This window comes from Paenibacillus violae, from assembly GCF_032461945.1.
GTDB classification, from domain to species: domain Bacteria; phylum Bacillota; class Bacilli; order Paenibacillales; family NBRC-103111; genus Paenibacillus_E; species Paenibacillus_E violae.
Genome location: NZ_JAWCUD010000009.1, coordinates 68,285 through 86,873 on the forward strand (window position 1 = coordinate 68,285; position 18,589 = coordinate 86,873).

The 18,589-nt window shown below is 42.0% G+C and carries 21 protein-coding genes and 1 pseudogene; 7 read left to right on the plus strand and 15 right to left on the minus strand.

Annotated elements, in window-relative coordinates; translation table 11 throughout:
• The first annotated feature begins 132 nt into the window (after positions 1 to 132).
• Positions 133 to 1,287: an S-layer homology domain-containing protein gene (locus tag RQP52_RS23415; RefSeq protein ID WP_315954093.1), complete on the plus strand. Its 1,155-nt coding sequence runs from the start codon at positions 133 to 135 to the stop codon at positions 1,285 to 1,287.
• A gap of 75 nt (positions 1,288 to 1,362) precedes the next feature.
• On the opposite strand, the pseudogene RQP52_RS23420 reads toward RQP52_RS23415, so the two are convergent.
• The 4 genes and pseudogenes from RQP52_RS23420 to RQP52_RS23435 all read right to left on the minus strand — a co-directional run.
• A pseudogene (locus RQP52_RS23420) lies at positions 1,363 to 1,707 on the minus strand (VOC family protein); the annotation flags it as partial.
• Positions 1,708 to 1,798: 91 nt separating this feature from the next.
• Positions 1,799 to 2,254, minus strand: coding sequence for a DinB family protein (locus RQP52_RS23425; RefSeq protein WP_315954095.1), 456 nt, complete (start codon positions 2,252 to 2,254; stop codon positions 1,799 to 1,801).
• A complete protein-coding gene (locus RQP52_RS23430; RefSeq protein ID WP_315954096.1) occupies positions 2,251 to 2,559 on the minus strand; it encodes a DUF1330 domain-containing protein in 309 nt (102 codons plus the stop codon). The genes RQP52_RS23425 and RQP52_RS23430 overlap by 4 nt, the downstream gene beginning before the upstream one ends.
• A 186-nt stretch (positions 2,560 to 2,745) precedes the next feature.
• A complete protein-coding gene (locus RQP52_RS23435; protein ID WP_315954097.1) occupies positions 2,746 to 3,621 on the minus strand; it encodes a LysR family transcriptional regulator in 876 nt (291 codons plus the stop codon).
• A gap of 404 nt (positions 3,622 to 4,025) precedes the next feature.
• On the opposite strand from RQP52_RS23435, the gene RQP52_RS23440 reads away from it, so the two are divergent.
• From RQP52_RS23440 to RQP52_RS23450, 3 genes are all read left to right on the plus strand, one after another.
• Positions 4,026 to 5,183 (plus strand): MFS transporter, encoded by a 1,158-nt coding sequence (locus RQP52_RS23440; RefSeq protein WP_315954098.1) that lies wholly within the window; start codon positions 4,026 to 4,028, stop codon positions 5,181 to 5,183.
• Positions 5,184 to 5,424: 241 nt separating this feature from the next.
• Positions 5,425 to 6,216, plus strand: coding sequence for an SDR family oxidoreductase (locus tag RQP52_RS23445; protein WP_315954099.1), 792 nt, complete (start codon positions 5,425 to 5,427; stop codon positions 6,214 to 6,216).
• 41 nt (positions 6,217 to 6,257) lie between these two features.
• Positions 6,258 to 6,599, plus strand: coding sequence for a nuclear transport factor 2 family protein (locus RQP52_RS23450; protein WP_315954100.1), 342 nt, complete (start codon positions 6,258 to 6,260; stop codon positions 6,597 to 6,599).
• Between the two features lie 308 nt (positions 6,600 to 6,907).
• On the opposite strand, the gene RQP52_RS23455 is transcribed toward RQP52_RS23450, so the two are convergent.
• From RQP52_RS23455 to RQP52_RS23485, 7 genes are all read right to left on the minus strand, one after another.
• Complete coding sequence (locus tag RQP52_RS23455) at positions 6,908 to 7,672, minus strand: SDR family NAD(P)-dependent oxidoreductase (protein WP_315954101.1); 765 nt, start codon at positions 7,670 to 7,672, stop codon at positions 6,908 to 6,910.
• A 44-nt stretch (positions 7,673 to 7,716) separates the two neighbouring features.
• Complete coding sequence (locus RQP52_RS23460; protein WP_315954316.1) at positions 7,717 to 8,778, minus strand: LLM class flavin-dependent oxidoreductase; 1,062 nt, start codon at positions 8,776 to 8,778, stop codon at positions 7,717 to 7,719.
• 45 nt (positions 8,779 to 8,823) lie between these two features.
• Positions 8,824 to 9,303 carry a MarR family winged helix-turn-helix transcriptional regulator gene (locus RQP52_RS23465; RefSeq protein ID WP_315954102.1) on the minus strand — a complete coding sequence of 160 codons (480 nt, stop codon included), beginning with the start codon at positions 9,301 to 9,303 and terminating at the stop codon, positions 8,824 to 8,826.
• A 15-nt stretch (positions 9,304 to 9,318) separates the two neighbouring features.
• Positions 9,319 to 9,669: a DoxX family protein gene (locus tag RQP52_RS23470; protein ID WP_315954103.1), complete on the minus strand. Its 351-nt coding sequence runs from the start codon at positions 9,667 to 9,669 to the stop codon at positions 9,319 to 9,321.
• Between the two features lie 388 nt (positions 9,670 to 10,057).
• Positions 10,058 to 10,678, minus strand: a complete 621-nt coding sequence (locus RQP52_RS23475; RefSeq protein ID WP_315954104.1) for a response regulator transcription factor — start codon at positions 10,676 to 10,678, stop codon at positions 10,058 to 10,060.
• The gene (locus RQP52_RS23480) at positions 10,675 to 11,811 is read right to left on the minus strand and encodes a sensor histidine kinase (RefSeq protein WP_315954105.1); all 1,137 of its coding nucleotides are present in this window, start codon (positions 11,809 to 11,811) and stop codon (positions 10,675 to 10,677) included. Before RQP52_RS23480 ends, RQP52_RS23475 begins: the two co-directional genes overlap by 4 nt.
• Before the next feature lie 72 nt (positions 11,812 to 11,883).
• Positions 11,884 to 12,951, minus strand: a complete 1,068-nt coding sequence (locus RQP52_RS23485) for a fatty acid desaturase (RefSeq protein WP_315954106.1) — start codon at positions 12,949 to 12,951, stop codon at positions 11,884 to 11,886.
• Positions 12,952 to 13,274: 323 nt separating this feature from the next.
• Here RQP52_RS23485 and RQP52_RS23490 point away from each other — a divergent pair, with 323 nt between their 5' ends.
• Together RQP52_RS23490 and RQP52_RS23495 are read left to right on the plus strand one after the other, a co-directional pair.
• The gene (locus tag RQP52_RS23490; RefSeq protein ID WP_056625586.1) at positions 13,275 to 13,475 is read left to right on the plus strand and encodes a cold-shock protein; all 201 of its coding nucleotides are present in this window, start codon (positions 13,275 to 13,277) and stop codon (positions 13,473 to 13,475) included.
• A 65-nt stretch (positions 13,476 to 13,540) separates the two neighbouring features.
• The gene (locus RQP52_RS23495; RefSeq protein ID WP_315954107.1) at positions 13,541 to 13,771 is read left to right on the plus strand and encodes a cold-shock protein; all 231 of its coding nucleotides are present in this window, start codon (positions 13,541 to 13,543) and stop codon (positions 13,769 to 13,771) included.
• 860 nt (positions 13,772 to 14,631) lie between these two features.
• On the opposite strand, the gene RQP52_RS23500 is transcribed toward RQP52_RS23495, so the two are convergent.
• Positions 14,632 to 14,838 (minus strand): helix-turn-helix domain-containing protein, encoded by a 207-nt coding sequence (locus tag RQP52_RS23500; RefSeq protein WP_315954108.1) that lies wholly within the window; start codon positions 14,836 to 14,838, stop codon positions 14,632 to 14,634.
• A 462-nt stretch (positions 14,839 to 15,300) separates the two neighbouring features.
• Here RQP52_RS23500 and RQP52_RS23505 point away from each other — a divergent pair, with 462 nt between their 5' ends.
• A complete protein-coding gene (locus RQP52_RS23505) occupies positions 15,301 to 15,705 on the plus strand; it encodes a helix-turn-helix transcriptional regulator (RefSeq protein ID WP_315954109.1) in 405 nt (134 codons plus the stop codon).
• Positions 15,706 to 15,779: 74 nt separating this feature from the next.
• Here the strand turns inward: RQP52_RS23505 and RQP52_RS23510 are convergent, their stop codons facing one another.
• The 3 genes from RQP52_RS23510 to RQP52_RS23520 all read right to left on the minus strand — a co-directional run bounded on the left by RQP52_RS23510 (position 15,780) and on the right by RQP52_RS23520 (position 18,272).
• Positions 15,780 to 16,748, minus strand: coding sequence for a peptidoglycan-binding domain-containing protein (locus tag RQP52_RS23510; protein ID WP_315954110.1), 969 nt, complete (start codon positions 16,746 to 16,748; stop codon positions 15,780 to 15,782).
• 214 nt (positions 16,749 to 16,962) lie between these two features.
• Positions 16,963 to 17,265, minus strand: a complete 303-nt coding sequence (locus RQP52_RS23515; protein ID WP_315954317.1) for a Dabb family protein — start codon at positions 17,263 to 17,265, stop codon at positions 16,963 to 16,965.
• 101 nt (positions 17,266 to 17,366) lie between these two features.
• The gene (locus tag RQP52_RS23520; RefSeq protein WP_315954111.1) at positions 17,367 to 18,272 is read right to left on the minus strand and encodes an ATP-dependent DNA ligase; all 906 of its coding nucleotides are present in this window, start codon (positions 18,270 to 18,272) and stop codon (positions 17,367 to 17,369) included.
• Positions 18,273 to 18,589 lie beyond the last annotated feature (317 nt).

The following is an 18,589-nucleotide window of genomic DNA, read 5'->3' on the forward strand; positions in this document are numbered from 1 at the left end:
TTTACCATAAAAGAGGGACCTGTCCGTCAGCCTGATAAAAATCGAAATCATTCTCTCCTCTGACCCTGCAACATTTCCTGTTAGCCTGTCGTTTGAGATACTGAATGCAAAAACTCAACGAGGTGATAGATCTTGAAATCCCGCAAAAAACTACTAAGCTTATCCGCAGCTGCCGTTTTGTCTTTATCCTTAGCAGGTCAAAGTTTTGCAGCAACCTCAACGTTCACCGATTTGGAGCAGGTTGCGGCCAAAGATAAAATTATTTCCCTACAATCGCAAGGTCTCGTATCAGGAGTCAGCAGCGATCTGTTTCAGCCCGATGCAGCGCTAACGGCCTCCCAAGGCGTTCAAATGATTGTCAAAGCGCTTGGGTTGAACCTCAACGCAATTAATTTCTTCAAAGCACCTCAGGCAACCGACTATTTTGCGAAAGCCAACAATGATGCCTGGTATGCGCAGAGCTTAATTATTGCAGCGAATAATGACCTGAAGCTTGATACTGAACTTGATCCGAACCAGAAATGGACGAAGGAAATGTTTACAAAAGAATTGCTCATTGCCTTGGACGGTCATAATATCATGCACATGATGAAGCTCCCGCCGATCGCCATTAAAGACAAGGACGACATTACCCTTGACGCTCTCGGAGCGATCCAAGCCGCCATTTACAAAGGGATTACAACGCTTGACGCCGACGGTAATTTCCATCCGCAAGCGGATATTACACGCGCACAAGCTGCAGAAATGATCTATAACTCGCTTAAATACATCCATCCTGCTACAGGTCAGATTTCAACACCGGATTCAACGGGTGATGTTCCAAGAAATGGACAAAGCCAACCGATGATCCCTGCAGATGGTCAAACGGGTCAAGTGAAAGCCGATTCCAACGTGTATGAGAATACCCAATACGGTTTTCGTTTCACGCTGCCAAACAGTTGGAAAGGTTACACCATTGTAACGGACAAGTGGGAGGGTCTTTCCGTATCGGATACGCAAGCCGCGAACGTAGTTGAAAGCGGCGCGAAGATTAGCATCCGCCATCCCGAATGGACATCCGAACAGCCAAGACAGGATATCCCCATTCTCGTCTTTACCGTTGATCAATGGAATGAGCTTCAACAGGACAAATTCCATATCGGCGCAGCTCCAATCGGGCCTAGCGAGCTAGTCCGTAATGACAAGTACGTATTTGCGCTTCCGGCGCGTTATAATTTCGCCTACCCTGAAGGCTACCAAGAAGTAGAGGACATCTTAAAAAGTAATCCGATTCAGCCGATTTCTTAATTTAAAACGAAGAAAAAGACCAAGAATTAGTTATCTTCTTGGTCTTTCATATGCTTTAAATTATTAGCTGTAGTCTCATTTTATCATGCCTTCGGGATCACGGATGTAGGCGGGGCGATTGGTGTCCCTGTATTGAACCACTTCGCCAACCAGTTCTGCGCCATGTGCAAGCAGGCGCGCTATTACGCCATTGATATTATCGACGGCAAACATAATGCGGCGGATGCCGAGTTCGTTCACTGTAGTTTTCTCAATCCCAGTTCTGATAGCATCCGGCGTATGGAACTTGTCCAGCTCGATCCGACCTTGACCGTCCGGTGTGCGCATAAACACGAGGGTATCACGGACATTCTGAAGTGCAATGAGACGATCTACGGAGGTACCTTCGACGGTCGTTTTGCCCTCCAACTCGAATCCTAGTTGGAGAAAAAAACTTTAACGGCTTTATCTACAATATAGCCTATAATAACAAATGAATATATACTCACCCATCGTGATGGGTCTGTTAATTTTAAATTAATATTTGAAGCATAGCTGTAACTACACCCGTATGAATGGCTAAGTGTTGAGAAGTTGCAAAGAGTAATTCTCTATAATTATTAGCTTTCAGAATATTATTTCTTACGGGTGTATCCAGCTTCGTCTTTAATGATGTGTGAATCAGATTACGTAGTTCTTCCAGCTGAGCGATCAATCGCTCCCATGATGGTGGTTCTTTAGTCCAATTTGCTGGCTTTGTACTATATGTGAACATCTCTTGATATAACTTTGGAAGATTAAGTGGTTGATCTATAGAACCAAACACATGGTACTCAGTCACAGTAAGAACATGTCCTAAGTGCCAATGAAGATTAGTTTCAAAACCATCAGGAACTAACTTACGTTGATTTTCTGGGACCTTATTCATCAATTCAATAAAAGCGTCAAGTTGTTTGTCAAACAAGTAGAACACGAAATCTTCTTTCATATTTCCGAACCTTCTTTCACAAAACCATCTACTATAATACCTCGATATGTGCCACCCTTCATTCGATGCTTAACAGCATCTTGGTAAGCAGGGCTATAGTACCAAGACTTCGCTTCCTCGATACCTGGAAATTCCAACACAGCTGCTCCTTCTACTTCCGGTCCTTCAATGACTTCATGCATACCGTACATGACTAGAGGCTTCAATAAATGACCTTGAAGGGCTGACGGAGCTTTAGACGCGTAGATTTTTAATTCTTCTATATTAGTTGTCTTTTCTCTGATAAAAATAACGTAAGCTGGCATTGGAACATCAAATCCTTTCCATAATGAATATTAAAAGGCCCCGTAATAACTTAATTGGAGACATACGTTTTCCTAAACCAACTATACACACATGAATTCATATTGTATAATTTATAATTTTCATAATATTAATTAATACAAGTAATGTATGAGGGCCACAGCGCCTGTTTGAGCTAAAGAGAAGAATTAATTAAACTTTTCTTGCATATAACTAACGAATTTTTGAGCAGCCGGAGATAGGAATCTGTTTTTTTTGTAGTGTAGACCAACTTCCCAAACCCAGCCTTTTTCCTCAATCTTGATCCATCTTAAGCCATTCAGTTCCAGTCCAGCTGTTTTTGGCAATACAGATACCCCTAGACCTGCCGATACGAAGCCTGCCACTGTTGGTAGATCTTCAGCATCGTAAGTGGAAACTAAAGTGAAATTCATGTGGTGAACACGGGCCAAGAGTGAATCCTTTAGCGAACAGTTTTTCTTTAAACCTACAAACGGCTCTCCGGTTATCTCCTTCAAGCTAATTGATTCTTGATTAGCAAGAGGGTGCTGGGATGAGACGATAAGATACAGCGGTAGCGAGAGAATGGACAACCATTCATACGTATCGTCTACAGGTCTTTCAGAAGTTATCATCAAATCCGAATCACCGGTCTCAATCCGATCAAGAATCAAGCCTTTGTCTCCTTGCGTTAACTTAAAAGTTATTTTGGGATTAGCTTGTTGATATTCACGAATGAGATGTGGAATGAAATCAACTCCCAAAATATTTAAATACGAAAGATGTATGACGCCCGAATCAGGGTTTGAGTATTCTTCAATTTCCTGTTTTCCACGCTCCACTTCTTTCAATATGGTCTCCACACGCTTCGCAAACATTGTTCCATATCGATTAATCTGCAGATTTCTGCCCTTACGTTCAAATAAAGGTACACCGAGCTCAACTTCTAGCTTTGATATTGAATGACTTAGAGCGGGTTGTGTAACTGATAATGATTCTGCCGCTCTTGTTAAATGCTCCATTCGGGCAACTTCTAAGAAATATTCTAATTGTGTAAGTTCCATAAATTCCTCCTAAACTTATTCTCGTTCTAATTTCAGTTATCATCATACATACCGTATTTGATTGAAGCAATAGCAGCCATGACAGTGCAATACAAGCAAAGACGCAATTGGTGCGTCCTTTTTCTATTCTCTAAAATCGTAGATTACATGAAAATAATTAATGTAAAACATAGATATCATGCATTAGACTGATTGAATGTACATTGTTATGATAATTCAGGTGTTGCGCATAAGAGTGTTAACATCATAAACAAATTTGCTTAGAAAGGACGATCATGCATGCAATTCTATCTAGTTTATTGTTTGTTAACTCATTAGCCAAACAGGTGTGTTCCCTGCTGCCAATTAATCAGAATTTAATGCAGTTGCAATGAACTAACACTTTATATAAAAGGGGTATAAACATGTCAAACTCATTGAAAATTTTACTTCTAGCGATAGTTACCTTTTTCGTTGGAACATCTGAATATGTTATTGCTGGCTTCTTAGATATCATTGCTAAAGATACAGGAATATCTGTTGCTTCCGCGGGTCAGCTGATTTCTATCTTTTCACTCAGTTATGCAATCGGCACACCGATTCTCGTAGCATTAACAGCTAGAATGGATAGAAGAACGCTACTTATTGCGTCACTTGTTACATTTGTAATCGGTAATGCCATGGTTATTTTCTTGCCAGGATACTTACCTTTGCTTTTATCAAGAGTAGTTCTTGCTCTCAGCGCGGGTATTTTCCTGACTGTAGCAATTACAATGGCTACAAAGTTAGCTAAGCCTGAAAAAATCGGAAGTGCTATTTCTACAGTGGTAATGGGCTTTAGTACATCCTTTGTTATCGGTATTCCGCTTGGAAGACTGGTTGCCGCGAATATGAACTGGAAATTAAACTTTGCTGCATTGGGCATTCTTGGCTTTGTTGCTGTTTTCATTTTGATGGCTGCTATTCCACGTACGGAGGGTGAAACACCTATACCGTTAGTTAAACAACTCGCATTCCTTAAAAACCCAAAAATATTGATGGCACTCGTTGTAATTTTCTTCTGGATTTTAGGTTACTCGATTGCTTTTACTTACATCACACCATTCCTCCTAAACGTGGCCAATATGAGCACAAGCACGATCAGTGTGGCTTTATTCATATTTGGTTTTGCAAGTATGATTGGAGCCAAAATTGGTGGATCTGCAACGGATAAATGGGGTGTAAGAAAAACATTGCTTTCTGGACTCATCATTCACGCCATTTCTCTTGCTCTTCTTGCGCTAAGCGCCCACTCCATTGTTGCTGTACTCTTAGTTCTTGTTCTCTGGTCCTTGTCACTTTGGTCTTCTGGTCCAACCCAGCAGGTTAACCTTGTGAGTCAGGCTCCAGAAGCATCCAGTATTATGATCAGTTTGTATTCTTCCACTCAGCAGCTATCCATGGCAATTGGCGCGGGTCTTGGTGGTATTGTGCTTAAGAACATGCCAATAAGCTCTGTTGTATGGTTTGGTGCACTTGGAGTAGCTATTGCTGCTGTTCTTGCAATCCGCGTGATTCGCCCAGTCGTCAAAGTATCAAATTAAAGTATGGAATTGTATAAATCACGAGGTATTTCAGGCAATCATCTATATTTTCTTCAACAAACGTTAAATATATTATTTGACCTGAATTGGCAAGAGAGTACTTATCACTTTTAAATATTGCCCATTCATGAAAATAAATAATAAAATTAATTATTATTATCAATTAGAATTATCGTTATTGTAGGGGTATGCTAATACTTGTGATCGAAAATAATTAATTTTTATAAAGGGGATACAACAAATGAATCTTTCATCTTACGAACATGAATTTCAAGGCAAACGGGCATTAATAACGGGAGGAACAAAAGGGATGGGCTATGCGATTGTAAAGCGTTTGGCCCAAGCTGGAGCCACAGTGCTTACAACGGCTCGTACAATTCCGACGGATTATGACATTCCAGGCGTTCACTTTATTCAAACTGATATCACGAAGCCTGAAGGCACCGCGCTTCTTGTTGAGGCTGTGAAAGAAAAGTTAGGCGGTATCGACATTCTCATCAATACAGTCGGAGGTGCTTCGACTCCTCCTGGTGGTGCATTGGCATTAACTGAGGATGATTGGCTAGAAACTTTGAACATGAATTTACTTGGATCTGTCCGATTGGACAGAAGTTTACTACCAATGATGGTAGAGCAAGGAAAGGGTGTTATCATCCATGTAAGCTCTATCCAAAGAAAGCTGCCACTGTATGAAACTACCCTAGCATACGCAGCTTCAAAAGCAGCGTTGACCAATTATAGCAAAGGATTATCTAAGGAGTTTTCTCCAAAGGGGATTCGAATCAACACGATTGCGCCAGGCTTCATTCAGACGGAAGCAGCAGATCGGATGATTGACCGCATCGCGACAGTTGCTGGTAGTCGCGAAGCTGCGTTAGAGGAACTTATGGACTCGCTTGGAGGCATTCCAATCGGTCGTCCGGGACTACCTGAAGAAGTAGCGGAACTTGCAGCTTTCTTGGCATCCGATCGCTCAGCTTCCATTACGGGAAGCGAGTATGTAATCGACGGTGGTACGATTCCGACGGTTTAATTATTTTTCTGTTTCTTTTACAAAAAAAGGAGGAGTTATTTATGATTCAATTACCAGATTCCGTAAAAGCATATTTCGATGCATCAAACATAGAACATTTAGATTCATTTCTTGCTGCATTCAACGACGATGCCTACGTCTTTGACGATAACCGGGAGTTTAGAGGGTTAGAAGCCATTCGAAATTGGAGTAAAACAGATATCTTTGGTGCTCATGTTCGCTTTGAAATAACTGAGGCCACGGAACATGATGGCGTATACGCCGTTATCGCGTCGCTTGACGGCGATTTTGATAAAACCAATCTCCCCAGCCCATTCTTTTTAAAACATACATTTAAGCTGTCTGGCGGTAAAATTAATGAGTTACAAGTATCCTTACCTTAATATGGAGGAAAGCAAATTCAAATCGGCGCATATCGATGCGCCGATTATTTCTTTTTTAAAGAGGATTTCGACCGATTTTATCACCTTGTTAGTTCACTCACCTCACCACGCAAATCTGCCTTTTGTTGAGCGCTGCCGCGTGAGTCTAATAGTCTATTTTCTCAGTCTAGAACTCTATTTTTCAGTCTACTACTATATTTTCACTGACTACTATTTTTCGAATAAAATCACACTCCATAACAATGAGATTAAATGTAAAAAAAAGACGCGAAAATCGCGTCTTTAGAGAGTAAACTTTATATTCAACTTTACCAAGCGGTTGCCCCGCCGTCGACGACGTAGTTAGCTCCTGTGATGTACGACGCCCGATCAGATGCCAGAAATACCGCTAATTCAACGAGCTCTTCTGGTTTACCAAAACGTTTGAGAAGTGTCTTCTTCGTTATCGCATCTCTGGCCTCTTGGTTGTCCCCAAGATCGCGATCACTAGCCGGGGTTAGGAATGGCCCCGGGCTGATCGTCACAGCACGGATACCGTGGCGTGCGCCTTCAAGTGCCAATTGTCGCGTCATGGCAATTACGCCGGCTTTCGCTGCGCTGTGTCCGATCATCGGAGGAATTTCCCCGGCGATGACCCCTGAGATGGACGCGACATTAATAATGACGCCACCACCGCGCTCAACCAGATGCGGCCATGCGAATTTCGAGACGAAGAAAGGAATGTCGAGTTCGCCGGCGATCGTTTTCCGCCAATCTTCAACAGAGAAATCCGGCATCTGTCCGAAGTACTGGATTGCCGCATTATTATATACGACATCGAGCCCGCCATAAGCTGCCACGGCTTCTTCCACCATTTTCCGAGCTTGTTCAGGATCCGTAAGGTCAATCGGTGCAACAGCCGTCATCTCACCCCCGGCTTGACGAACAAGTTCAACAGTCTCATTGTTGGCATTAACATTGATATCAGATCCCACTACTTTGGCCCCTTCTCGAGCAAAGGCAAGTGCCGCTACGCGTCCTAAGCCACCGCCGGTACCAGTAACCAATACGACTTTATTGTCAAGTATTCCCATGATTGAATCCTCCTTTGTTGTAAAAACTCAGCAGATCGTCATTTTTATCTGGAGTCTTGCTCCATTGCTTCCAATCTTGCAACCTCTTCCCGAACGCGAGGGGCTACTTCTGTCCCCAACAGTTCAATGGCTCTCATCACTTGCTCATGCGGCATGGTACCCACAGGTAAGTGCAAGAAGAAACGGGAGAAGCCTAAATGCTGGCGCATATAAATGATTTTGTTCGCCACTGTTTCGGAATCGCCGACGTATAACGCACCTTCTAACGTGCGTGAGGCATCGAAACCTGCACGAGTATATTGAGACCAGCCGCGCTCTCTCGCAAAATAATTAAAAGATGCCTGTGTGGGAGGGAAAAACTGATCTACTGCAAGTGAAGTACTATCGGCAACGAATCCTAGCGAGTGTACAGCTATTTTTAATTTGGCTGGATCGTGTCCTGCTTGAGCGGCCGCTTTTTTATAGAGTGGAATCAACGGTGCAAAATGTAAAGGACTACCACCAATAATAGCCAATACCAGAGGTAATCCAAGCATACCGGCTCTTATAGCAGAACCTGTATTTCCCCCGCTGCCCAGCCAGATCGGCAGTTGATCCTGAACTGGACGAGGGTACACGCCTAGATTCGTAAAGGCCGGACGATGTCCTCCTCGCCATGACACTTTCTCCGACTCCCTTAACTTTAATAACAGTTCCAGTTTCTCCTCGAAAAGTTCTTCATAGTCTTTCAAATCGTACCCAAACAATGGGAAGGCATCGACCATGGAGCCTCTACCCGCGATAATTTCCGCGCGGCCGTTTGAAATTCCGTCGAGTGTAGCGAATTGCTGGAACAACCGAACAGGATCAACAGCGGAAAGTACCGTTACCGAGCTCGTTAGTCGAATTTTTTTCGTCAATGCCGCACCTGCCGCCAAAATAACAGCCGTAGCGGAATCCGCAAATTCCTTCCTATGGTGCTCACCGACGCCAAAGACATCCAGCCCAACCTGATCCGCGAGCACGATCTCTTCCACAACCTCACGCAAACGCTGTGCATGGCTTATCGTTTCTCCTGTTTGAGCATCCGGTGTGGTTTCAACAAACGTATCTACACCAATCTCCATTTTCATTTTTCATTTCCCCCTTGCGCAAAATTGTAGTTCTTTCTATTAAACAGAATCATCCTTGTTTGCCGTGGCTTCACGTTCCTTTATGCCATATCCGATCTTCTTTAGCACATGAATCAGCCCAAGCTTCTCTTCGTCTGTCGCGAAAGAGAGACTGTCGGATATTAATTGCGCATGCTTGGGAAAAATGGTATCGAAGTAGCTTCGCCCTTCCCCCGTCAAGGCTACATTCGTCTTACGCCTGTCGCCTGGGATTGGAAGCCGTTCTACGAGCCCCTTCTTCTCTAATTTATCGACGACGTACGTGATGCTTCCGCTTGGGATCGAGAAGGTTTCACTTATTTTTTGGATTGGATGCGGACCTTTGTTGTAAAGAAACTCGAGGATCTGGAAGGTTTCCCTGTCCAATCCATAGTTCTCAATATCGCGTTCCAAGCTCCCATACAGAGCATTCACCATGTTCCTTAATACGCGCGAAAGTCTTAAATCAAGAGCTTTCCCTTCAGCATCCCGTTCCGTCATTCAACTACCACCTTTTTATAGAGTATTCCAGTTCAAGCTGATGACAGCTAAGGCCAGTATCAACAGGATGAAAGGCATCATTGCTTTTGCCGCTGGATCTTTAACACGAACTAAATGGACAAGGACTGCAACAACCATCGTTACTGCAATCAATATTCCTCCTACCAGAGCATATGGATCAACCCAAATGCCAATAATAATAATAACGGCGGAAATGATTTCGACTAAGCCTGTAAAAATCCTTGTCGCTGATGACAGCCTGTATCGCTTAAATTCTTCAACCATCTGCTTGCCAAATTTCATGAGGCCAAATAACACAAACCCGATACCCAAAACGCTCTGTAGAATAATAGATAAAATATGCATCTTACACCCACTCCTCCGTATTAATTTTAGTTAGAATTATATATCCTATAATTATTTATTCTAACAATATGAAATATAATACGATTCTTTGAAGCTGTCAACATGTAAATAGTCATTGGACCGAGACATAAAAAAACCAGATCGATGATTACAGCGACCTGGTCTTCTATTTCGTTATCTTTTAACTACTCAGCTTTCGTAATATTTTTTGAGTTTCAATAATGCAATATAAGAATGATAAATTCATCATACAGTCAATGATAGCGCCCAGCAGTACTACCCATTAGGCGAATAAAAAAAGAGACCCTCAGCAACGGGCCGCGAGTCTAAATTACAAAAAGGTACCCACATACCTGAACACCTTTTTTCAAGTGCCAGCCTAGGGTACCTATTCACCTTTTTTGGGCTTGTCATTAAACCATCCCTTCTCTTTGAAACGCATAATAGCCTCAATTCGATTAGTGACATTGAGCTTATCAAGAATAACGGAAATGTAGTTGCGAACGGTTCCGCTTGTAATGTACATATGACTAGCAATTTCCTTCGTATTTTTACCGTCGGCGATCAGGGTCAGCACTTCTTTTTCCCTCTCCGTCAAAGGATTTTCTTCCTTATAGGTCTCATCTACTAACTCTGAGGCATAGATTCTCCTGCCAGCCATCACACTCCGAATCGAGGTAGCCAATTCCTCGCTTGGGCTATCTTTCAACAAATAACCGTTGGCACCCGCCTTCACGGCCCTTTCAAAATACCCAAAGCGGGCAAACGTGGTCAATATAATGACTTTACAACCCAATCCCTTTAGCTCCGCAGCCGCGTCTAGACCGTTCATTATTGGCATTTCGATATCCATGATACAAATATCTGGCTTATGCAGTTTAACAAGTTTTACAGCATCCTCGCCATTGCTTGCTTTACCAACGACTTGCATATCCTCTTCCAAATCAAGTAAGGATGCAAGTGCCCCTAACAGCATCCGTTGGTCCTCGGCAATCACAATTCGGATCATATCCGCACCTCCCTTTCTGGTGGTATGATGGCATTCGGCACTTTAATAACAATCGTTGTTCCATGATCTGAGACAATTTCCATATAACCGTTTACAAACTCAAGTCGCTCTTTCATGCCTCGTAATCCATTTCCAAGTAACACAAGACATTCTTTCGTCATGCCAATCCCATTGTCCCCAACCTTGATAACAAGATCGCTTGGTGATGGCTCAATGGAGATTGAACACTTAGTAGCGCTGCTATGTTTGATAATATTCGTAACCGATTCCTTCAAACACATACTCAGCACATTTTCATTAATCAAGGAAGTGTTAGTTAACTTCGGATCTCCCTCCAAAATAAGCTCAATCTCGGCAGCCTTCAAAATCTGTTTTATTCGAAATATCTCTTCCACTAGTCTAGTGCCGCGCATTTGCGTTACGATTTCCCGAACTTCCTTTAATGCAATTCTAGCCGTCTGACGAACATCATTGATTTCGATTTGTGCTTGGGTTGGATTATTGCTAATTAATTTCCCAGCCAAATCACTCTTCAGACCAATTAATGATAGCTTCTGACCAAGTGTATCGTGTAAGTCGCGGGCAATTCTCTGACGCTCTTCTAGTTTTACCAATTCGGAAATCCGCTTATTTGCATCCTCTAGTTGTCCTTGGAGTTGCTCACTCCTGTTTCGATTGAACGTAGTGACTGGAATGAGAATAACAGCAATGACACTAATAATGATAAAAGGCAATTGGTCAAAATACACAGGATTTTGTGATACCAATCCATAGTTAATCGTAACAATCGTCGTTACTAGATGAATGCAGTACAATGTGATAAATCCTGCCTTACTTTTCATGGTGCCAATAAAAAATGCTAAAAACAGAGAGAAATACACATAACTGAATACGATTGCCATGATAATCGAAATAATAATTTGTATACTAGTCCAAAAGTACACAATCCATCCTTTCGATACGAAGGACAGCACATAACAACTAAAGAAAACCATAATCATGATTGTGCCTAATACAATGTGATAGAGGGTCGAAGAACGAAATATGAAATAAAAAGGGAGGATATAGAAGACAACCCACACATACGGACTAAGACCGGTGTTTTTGTGAAAAATTTGATACCACTTTTGCATAGTCCGTTTAGCCTCTTTTTCTTCAACATAGATTTAATTATATTTTAGCATAAACATGAAACGATGTATTTACTACCCTTGCAAGCTTGATTTACGCACTTTTACTTTTATTGAGTTAGCAAAAGTATCATGCTCATCTTCCTTAAGGTGCACCTGTTTACTATTTTTATAACCGACAAACATTTTATTACGCTCATCCCAAAGACGGAAATTTAACGCCTTCAAACTAGTTCCAATTGTAATGGTCGTTGCTTTATGAAGCGGAGGCGTTGCATTATGCGCCTTTTCCAGATTATAATTTGGCACTTTCGGACTCAAATGATGGACATGATGAAATCCAATATTTCCAGTAATCCATTGCAAAAGCTTCGGCAGCTTATAGTAGGAGCTTCCATCTATCGCGGCTTTCACATAACTCCACTCATCCTCATTCTCGAAGTATGAGTCTTCAAACTGATGTTGCACGTAAAATAACCAGATTCCCATCAAACCCGCTATGAACATGATTGGAGCTTGGATTAGAACAAACGACTGCCAACCAATTAACAAGATCAGTCCCCCATATAAAGCAAGGATGAAGACATTCGTCATATAAGTACTGATTCTTTCCTTGCGTCTTGCACCTTTTGTATTAAAGCGGTTCGTAAATAGGAACAAAAAGACAGGACCAAGTCCGAACATAATAAATGGATTCCGATATAACCGATACGCAATTCGGACCCATAAGGAAGATGCCGCATATTCATCGACGGTAAGTACCCACATATCACCTATTCCACGTTTCTCGAGATTACCACTCGATGCATGATGGATAGAATGACTATTCTTCCATTGCTGATAGGGAAAAAGTGTAAGAATACCCGTAATCGTGCCGATTATTTCGTTAGCTCTCCGGCTTTTGAAGAACGATTGATGACAACAATCATGGAAAATGATAAAAGTTCGTATAACGAAACCGGATGCGATAATCGTAATCGGTAGTGTGATCCAATAGGATATAGAAAGGCTAAGATAAGCAACTGCCCATAGAAGGATTAATGGTCCTAAGGTGTTAATTAGCTGTTTGATACTAGCCCTCGTATTTGTTATTTCATAAGGGGCAACCTGTTTTTTTAAGTTAGTTAGCGTTGATTGTGTCATCGTATTGTTCCTCCTCGGTATGGTGCGCAGGACATGAAAGCGAATACCAGTTGTATTGTCCTATCTTCATTATAGATATCGCTTTCAATTCGTTGCAGTCATAAACATCATGTAGATGGTATGACATATGTCATATAGGAAAGGGAGAACAATACAAATTTGCTTATCACACTTTTGTGTGTTATCATTAACTAGTAAACATTTTTGACATAAACTCACATATTGAAAAAGTGATCATTTGTGTAATGTAATGGTACCTTTTTCAATGTGTGATTTTTTTGTTTAAAAAAGCATGTTAATAACAATTTGGAGGTAATTTTATTATGGAAACAGGAACAGTGAAATGGTTTAACGCAGAGAAAGGCTTTGGATTTATTGAAATGGAGGGCGGAAATGACGTATTCGTTCATTTCTCCGCAATTCAAGGGGATGGATTCAAGTCGTTGGACGAAGGACAACGCGTTGAATTTAATGTAGCTCAAGGCAACCGCGGTCCTCAAGCCGAAAACGTTGTAAAACTGTAATTCACAGTGAACTGTCCTTAACAAGTGTTAAGGGCAGTTTTTTTATCTAAGGAGGAGAGAAAACTATGTATTTTCGAAGAAAATCGTTAGAGGTGCTCATTCATGAAAACACGAAAGTCTGGGCATGCGATAAAGAAGATTGTAATGGGTGGATTCGGGACAATTTTTCGTTTGAGTACGTCCCCACTTGCCACCTCTGCCTTTCTCCCATGATTAGTAGCTTGAAAATGCTCCCTATCATTTCTAACTCCAATAAAAATATGAAGTCTCTTCATAAAGGCAGACTAATCTTCTAGTCAGTTTATGGCATATGAACTGGCTACCGTTTTTAAGACTTTTTTCATACAAATGTTCATTTGAGTTGCTCCCACGTTAAAGATTCATATAATATAACGCAATCCCACTTACTTTTTTGTTCGAGTAGCCCAGTATATTCAGAATTATCCCAAATAAGAGTGTTAGTATGCAAAGAATACAGCTAATCGCTCTCAAAAGCACTCCCATGCATTTCCAAGGACCAATTCCAAAAGGGATTTCCGTAAATAATCATACATATTTTCCTTAGATTCTTCTCAAAATTAATATTCTATTGAGAAAAGATTCTCTTCCGTTCCGTTAGTGAAGTCCATAGACAACACAAGCGGAACAAAATGTATGTAACAAATATTTATTAAATTTAGCTGCTGTAATCTGTGGATTTAAGCCTCACCAATATTTTTGTAATCTTCTGAGATACATTTTGGGCAGCACCTAATATCATTTGAAATGAATTTTCTTAATAAGGTAGCAACTGGATTTATTGCATAGATTTATTGCATACCCACTAAACATATATTTTTTTAATTTCTCAAGTTGCGAATTAAAAACGAAATAATGAGTGGTAATAAAGTATTATTATAAGACATCGTTTCTTTTTCTCTTTGTAACTATCCCTTGCTTTACTAATTAACCCATTTAAATTATTTGGAACTAACCCAATTCTTGCAGAGTTTTTATTAAAAAGTTCTTTATTCGTTTTATTTAGAGTAGAGTGTGATGAATACTTGTTATATCTAGCAACTACACTTCAGTAGTCTTCCTCTGGAAAAATCGAAAAAAAAAAAATTGATTTCGTGCATTATTTTCCCCTTTCATAAACCCTTTATTTTCTTAATCACTAATCAATCCGAAACACATCCTCCAAATCCTTTCCCAATAAATCACTTAACTTCTTTGCTGTTGCAGGTCCCACTGACTTTAGTGATCTTTCCAGTAGACTGATATAGGAATGACTTAACCCCGAGTGTTTTGCCAACTCCCTCTGGGAGTATCCTTTAATAATTCTAGCCCGCATAAACGAGTCGGTTTTAGCCTTTATCCTCATATCCCTGCTCTCCTTCAACTATTAACTTGAACGCTTATTAAAAAAACTTATGATATGTCATTTAAAACTTATCTAATAAAATGTTCTTATTAGGACCGTAACCTTCAGGAGACTGAATTATCTGAAATAAATTTTGATAAGTTGCACACACTTCTTCATTAATTTCGCCCAAAACCACTTGTTTACAAAAGTTAACAACGACTAACAAACTTTATTTTCCAGTAACGATCTTTATTTTCCCAGATCATCTGTCAGTAGTTTCTGCTCCCCTCCCGTTCTCATTTTGTTCCCCTAGTTTCTATTATATCACAATATTTAACTATTGCAATCAAAAACGTTTACTCGAAATAACAAACTTCCGGCCATCTTTCAGCCCACCGCTCAGTATACTTACTTTTGTATACATGATATTATTAAAATGTTTACTACTGTTTACTTTTCGAATCGCGAGGGTGAAAACACATGTATTTCTATGATAAATTACGAGATTTACGTAAATTAAAAGGGTTTACTTTGCGGGAGTTAGCTGACCGCTCTGGCGTTTCTGCGGCATACATCTCCCAGTTGGAAAACGGAAACCGCGGTATCCCCTCTCCGGATGTGTTGATGAAACTTTCGGAAGGACTCAACACGTCGTATTCTGAGCTTATGGACCTCGCCGGGTACTTGGAATCATCACCTTCCACTGAGAAATTTCAGAGCAACCCCGTCAATTTACGGAGGTTTCTGCGCGAGAATGAGCTGATGTTCGATGGTTTTCTTTTAACCGATGAAGACAAAGAATGGGTTGAGCGGATGCTGACCGTTTTATTTTGGAAGCAGCGTCAGGAATCGAAACTTGAGGATGGGCAAACAACTCAGGGATAAACAACTAAAAAAGCCCATTTCATCCTATAAGAATGAAACAGGCTTTTCCGCATAGTTACTCTACTATATCCCTATTAGTCGTCGTCATTTGACAGACTACCGTTACCATTGTTGCCGTTGCCGTTGCCGTTGCCGTTTCCATTGCCATTGCCATTGCCATTTCCGTTACCGTTGCCGTTCCCATTACCATTTGGTGCTGGTACCTGTCCCCCGTTACCATTCGGTGCTTTAAAGCCATTGCCGTTCGGTGCCGGCGCTACATTGCCATTTGGCATCGGTGCCTGCCCTCCGTTACCATTCGGCGCTTTATAACCATTGCCGTTCGGTGCTGGCGTCGGTGCTACATTGCCATTAGGCATTGGTGTCTGTCCTCCGTTGCCATTCGGCGCTTTATAACTGTTGCCGTTCGGTTCTGGCGTCGGTGCTCCTTGGCCACCACCTTGCCCTTTGCCGCCTCCGCCAAAGCCCTTACCTTCACCCTGACCTTGGCCTCCGCCTTGGCCACCTTGTCCGCCTTCGGTTCCACCTTGCCCTTTGCCGCCTCCGCCAAAGCCCTTACCTTCACCCTGACCTTGACCTCCGCCTTGGCCACCTTGTCCGCCTCCGGTTCCGCCTTGACCTTTGCCACCTCCGCCAATGCCTTTACCTTCACCATGACCATGACCATGACCACCGCCTTGGCCGCCTCCGGCTCCGCCTTGACCTGCTCCTTTAGCCCTTATATAAGCATATGTGATTGATTCGAGGGTTCGGTTATCTACCGCGCCAGTCACGGGAAGTCCGTGTTTTTTCTGAAAATATTTAACTCCCCTGACTGTCACATCATCATAATATCCGTTAATTTCACCTGAATAGCTGCCAAGTGTCTTCAGCATTCCCTGAATGACATATACGTCAGGACCATGCGCAGGTTTTCCAACTGCCCCTGCCAGGTTCGGCACATACAAGAGAAGCATGACTGACAGTATCACAACACCAAGATATTTTCCTGCAAAACCAGTGATTCTCTTTTTTTGCTTGTCGCTTTCCTTCCATTGTTGCACTAGCAGACACCTTCCTTAAGTTGAAAAATATTTTACAGCGATAATACTTTTCCCAACTCTCTAACGTGCTACTTCATTTCTATTATGGGAAATAAGGGTAAACTCGCGGTCTTCCATTCCCTTAAGGTAACTGGTCTTTACCTGCAATCGAGTTTCCCCAAAAGCAAAAAAGGACCGGCAAAAATCGCCAGTCCCTTCTATCAATCTGCCAACGCTATTTAATCGGGTAATCAATGACAATCACATTATCAATGATACCTTTGAGTGACTGCACAAATTCCTGATGAAGAGGATGGGGGCCATATTGCTGTAAAGATTCGCGATCTTCGAAAGTCACCCGCAATCCCAGTGTGTATCCCTGCCTATTCCCTGTTTCTTCCGTCTCATTCACACCTGCGGTAATTTCAACAATGCCGGGAATCTGACCTTTGAACGACAACAATTTCGCTATCAATTCCTGTTCCTTCTGCGCTGCTAATGCCTCTTTAAATTTAAAACAAACCATATGTTCAAACATCACGTAGATCCAACCTCCTAATTGTAATTGTTCCTGCCATATCATCCATTTTATCAAGTTGAAATGTTGCATGGAAAGGCCGCTGTTATTGTTAACAAGTCTCAATACGGCCATACGCAATCCTCAGCCCTCATATCTAAAAGAAATCCCCGAAACGTCGTCATTTCCAACTGATGCATATCCGTTCGATCCAGATAATCAATGCGGCAGCATAAACGCGGCTCCATCCACTGCGTGTTTCCCTCTCTTACCGTGCATAGCGGTCCAGCCAGCGTAAGGAATAATTCCTTGTCCGCGGTCGTAATACCCGTTGCCACTACACCAACCGGTTTATGCTTCACCGTCCTGAAATTCAGTCCGATGACCAGCTCGAAAGGGTCTATTTTATACCCCAATATTTCCACATGGATCGATTTCACAACTTTTATTTTAAGCCACTCGCTGCTTCTGTTGCCTGGCACATAAGTCGAGCCCTTCCGCTTGGCCACGATCCCTTCCATCTGCCGTTCTTTCATCATTTCGAAAAGCGCCTTCCCGTGCGTCTCCACAAACAACGTCGGCATCAGTACCGGTGTAGCATCAATAGAATCCGATAAACGCTTTTTCCGATCTACTAAAGGCTCATTTAAATGCTCTCTATCCGTATACAAAAGGTCAAACGCAACAAAAGTCACCGGATGCGTATGCACAGCACGGGCTATTTTCACTGATTGACTGATCCGGTCCCGATACATAAAGTCATCGAACGCAGGTATACCGTCACGCAGTACAATCCCCTCGCAATCCAAAATTGCAGAAGACGTCCTAATCGCTCCTAACGCATCCTGTAACTCCGGGAATTTGTGTGTGACCGCTCTCCCGCTTCGCGTGTAGGCTTCAATGCGGCTTCCCTGCTTATGGATAAGGATTCGAACGCCATCCCATTTCGGCTCAAAAATAAAGTCGTGATCGTCAAAGGGCTCCCTTCCAGGACTGACGGTCATTGGCTTGATGGCTGAAAACAACATAAAAACCCCCTCCTGTTACCAGTTTGGGGATTTCTTTGGCGATCTAAACGCCGGTTTCTCTCCTTTGACTCTCCAACCACGCAAAAGCTTTCTTAAGTTCTTCCTTCGGTACGTGGGCATACCGATCACCGATTGAAACCCATTGGAGTCTTTTGAATACAAAAAGTAGACCCACAGCAGCAAGCTGCAGGTCAAAGTGGATCATCCGAGCAGCAGATCCTGACCAATCGTTTTTCCTATTTTTATTTAGTTCTAAGCATTTACTTAGAACAATAAGAAATATTCGTACATAAAATGATCTCATTATAGAATCATTG